General features: G+C 71.6%; 3 protein-coding genes. 1 reads left to right on the forward strand and 2 read right to left on the reverse strand.

What is annotated here, in order from left to right; translation table 11 throughout:
- Positions 1–32: 32 nt before the first annotated feature.
- Positions 33–449: a helix-turn-helix domain-containing protein gene (locus JM949_RS35215; protein ID WP_203152374.1), complete on the reverse strand. Its 417-nt coding sequence runs from the start codon at positions 447–449 to the stop codon at positions 33–35.
- A gap of 246 nt (positions 450–695) precedes the next feature.
- On the opposite strand from JM949_RS35215, the gene JM949_RS35220 reads away from it, so the two are divergent.
- On the forward strand, positions 696–1,139 hold the full coding sequence (locus JM949_RS35220; protein ID WP_203152375.1) for a hypothetical protein: 444 nt from the start codon (positions 696–698) through the stop codon (positions 1,137–1,139).
- 21 nt (positions 1,140–1,160) lie between these two features.
- Here the strand turns inward: JM949_RS35220 and JM949_RS35225 are convergent, their stop codons facing one another.
- Positions 1,161–2,321 (reverse strand): class I SAM-dependent methyltransferase, encoded by a 1,161-nt coding sequence (locus tag JM949_RS35225; RefSeq protein WP_203152376.1) that lies wholly within the window; start codon positions 2,319–2,321, stop codon positions 1,161–1,163.
- Positions 2,322–2,540: the final 219 nt, after the last annotated feature.

The following is a 2,540-nucleotide window of genomic DNA, read 5'->3' on the forward strand; positions in this document are numbered from 1 at the left end:
TGGGGCGTGGGGTTTGGGGTTTGGGGTTTGGGTTAGCCGGCGCGGCGGATGGGGCGGCGGGCCAGGTAGCGGAGCAGGTCGCGGATGTGGTGCTTCTCCTCGGCGGGGACCGTGGGGTCGGCCAGTCGATCCAGGATGGCCCGAACGTCCGCCTCGACCGGGCCGTCGTCGTGGCGTCTGCGCGGCGCGGGCCCGGCGTCGGGTAACCCGAGGGCGCGGAACGCGGCAGCGACCGGCAGGTCCAGGGCGGAACAGAAGCCCCGCACTTTGGCCAGTTCGGGATAATCCTGCCAGTCACCGGCCAGCCAACGGAACACGGTCGAGCGACCGACGCCCGTGTGCGAGGCAAGATCAGTTACCGTCCAGCCGCGTTCGTCGCGAGCGTCATCGATGGCGCGCCGGACGAAGCGAGCGAAGGCCATCTGCGGTGATAGGTCGGCGGATCCCATCCCTGTGTGTCTTCCCCTCCCGCGGAGCACCGGGACGATGCGCCTTCCGAGGGTAGTACGCCGGCAGCCGGAAACAATTGACTGACCGCACAAACTGTCCCGTTGACGAGACTTTTCTCCGACCGCCTGGTTGCAGACCGAAAATTGCATCCAGCGATCATCGTCGTTCTTCGATTAAGCTCGGTGCCCGTCCTGGCAGGAGACCTGTGCCTGTCGCGCCCGACCGGACCACCGCCGAGGAGCACCATGGCCGAATCGAGCCGCCCCCAGCCGTACCAGCCCGGTGCGGTGAGCCTCTTCTTCGTCGCCAAGGCTGGCGTCTTCGCTGCCGCCTTCTGGATCTGGTTGCTGCTCCTGGTGCTCCGCACCGACTCGGCGACCGGTCTCCAGGTGCTGGCCGCCACCGGCGCCATCACCACCACGCTCGTCGGCGTCGTGCTCGGTGCCCGGATGGCGTTGCAGCACAACGCCGCCATCCGGCACGGCGAGGTCAAGAAGCTGCTGGTGGACATCTCCTGGAATGCCTTCGCGGCAGCCGGCAACGCCGAGAGCACCGGCAAGGTCGTACCGTTCCCGACCGTCCCGGCCGATGGCGAGTGGGTCGGTCAGCGGTCCGGGGCCGACCGGGTGTCGGTCCTCGACGGTGCTGCCGGCCGCAGCCGCGGTGGCAAGGCGGGCCGCCGTCGCTAGTCACCCGGGCAGCGCCGGTCGCTAGCCGGCAGGCGCTTCCTCGGCGGCCAACAGGCTCTCCAGCCGGGGCATGACCCGCCACTGGTCCACCAGTTCGCGGTACTCCGTACGCTGCGCCTCCGTCGTCGCCCCGCCCGTGCGACGGGCACGGATCAGCAGGTTCCGCGGTGTGTGCTGCGAGTCCACGAACTCCACCACCTCGGTCCGGTACCCGTGCACCCGCAACAACCCGGCCCGCAGTGCGTCGGTGAGCACGTCGGCGAAGCGCTCGCGCAGGATGCCCTGCCGGGTCAGCAGGTCGTACGGGGGCGGGGCGGGGTGGGCCCGAAGCTGCTTCGCCAGGTCGTGATGGCAGCACGGCGCGGCCAACACCCACCGGGCCTCCCAGCGCACCGCGCGGGCCAGCGCCTCGTCGGTGGCGGTGTCGCAGGCGTGCAGCGCCAGCACCAGGTCAGGGGTGGGGTCGACGACGGCGTCGGCAATCGTGCCGGCCACGAAGGTGACCTGGTCGGCCCAGCCCAGCCGGTGCGCCAGCTCGGTGTTGCGCCGCCGCTGGTCCTCCCGAACGTCGACGCCGACCAGGTGGACGTCGAGCCCTCGACCCGTCAGGTACCGGTAGGCGGCGAACGTCAGGTAGGCGTTGCCGCAGCCCAGATCGACCACCCGCAGCGGACCGGTCAGCTCGTCGGGCAGGGTCGCGGCCAGCGCGCGCAGGAACGCGTCCACCTGGCGGCGCTTGGCCGCCGAACCACCGATCTCCGCGAAGATCGGGTCCCCGGGGTCGAGCAGATACTCCTTGGCCCGGTCGTTCCCGCCCAGCGTCATTACCGGCCGGGACGTCGCGGCCCGGTGCACCTGTGCCTCGCCGGACTTGGTCACCCGCAGTTGCAGTGTCGCGTCGGCCGTCTCGACGTGCCAGTTGCCGAACGGCTCTGCCAACAGTTCGTCGACCGCCATGGCCGCTTCCGAACCGGGGGCGACGTTGCGGGTGTACGGGCGGGTGCCGTCGGACGTGGCGATCTGCAGTCGGGGCCCGGCCTTCAGCGTCACCGGCCGCAGCTCGGCCCGGACCACGGTCGGGCGACGCCCCCGGCGGCGTCCGGCGGCGACCGCACGGGTCAGCGTGGGGTCGAGCAGCAACGCCCGAACCTCGGTCAGGGCGGCGTCCAGTGGTTGCGGCATCGTTCCATCTTCGGCAGGTGGGGTGGGAGACGGGAACATCCCCCGTACCGCGGCGAGGCGGTGCGGGGGATGTCAGATGTGGCTGGTCGTGGTCAGTCCGCGGTCGCCTCGGCCGGCGTATCCGCACCGGAACCACCACCACGGCGGCGTCGGCGGCGGCGCGGCTTGGACGGCTCGCCCTCGCCGGCGGCCGGCTCGGCGGGGCCGGCGTCGGCGGAG

This window comes from Micromonospora tarensis (assembly GCF_016803395.1).
GTDB classification, from domain to species: domain Bacteria; phylum Actinomycetota; class Actinomycetes; order Mycobacteriales; family Micromonosporaceae; genus Micromonospora; species Micromonospora tarensis.

Coding starts and splice junctions, on each gene's coding strand:
- JM949_RS35220 (WP_203152375.1), top strand. CDS start 696: ATGGCCGAATCGAGCCGCCCCCAGCCGTACCAGCCCGGTGCGGTGAGC.
- JM949_RS35215 (WP_203152374.1), bottom strand. CDS start 449: ATGGGATCCGCCGACCTATCACCGCAGATGGCCTTCGCTCGCTTCGTC.
- JM949_RS35225 (WP_203152376.1), bottom strand. CDS start 2,321: ATGCCGCAACCACTGGACGCCGCCCTGACCGAGGTTCGGGCGTTGCTG.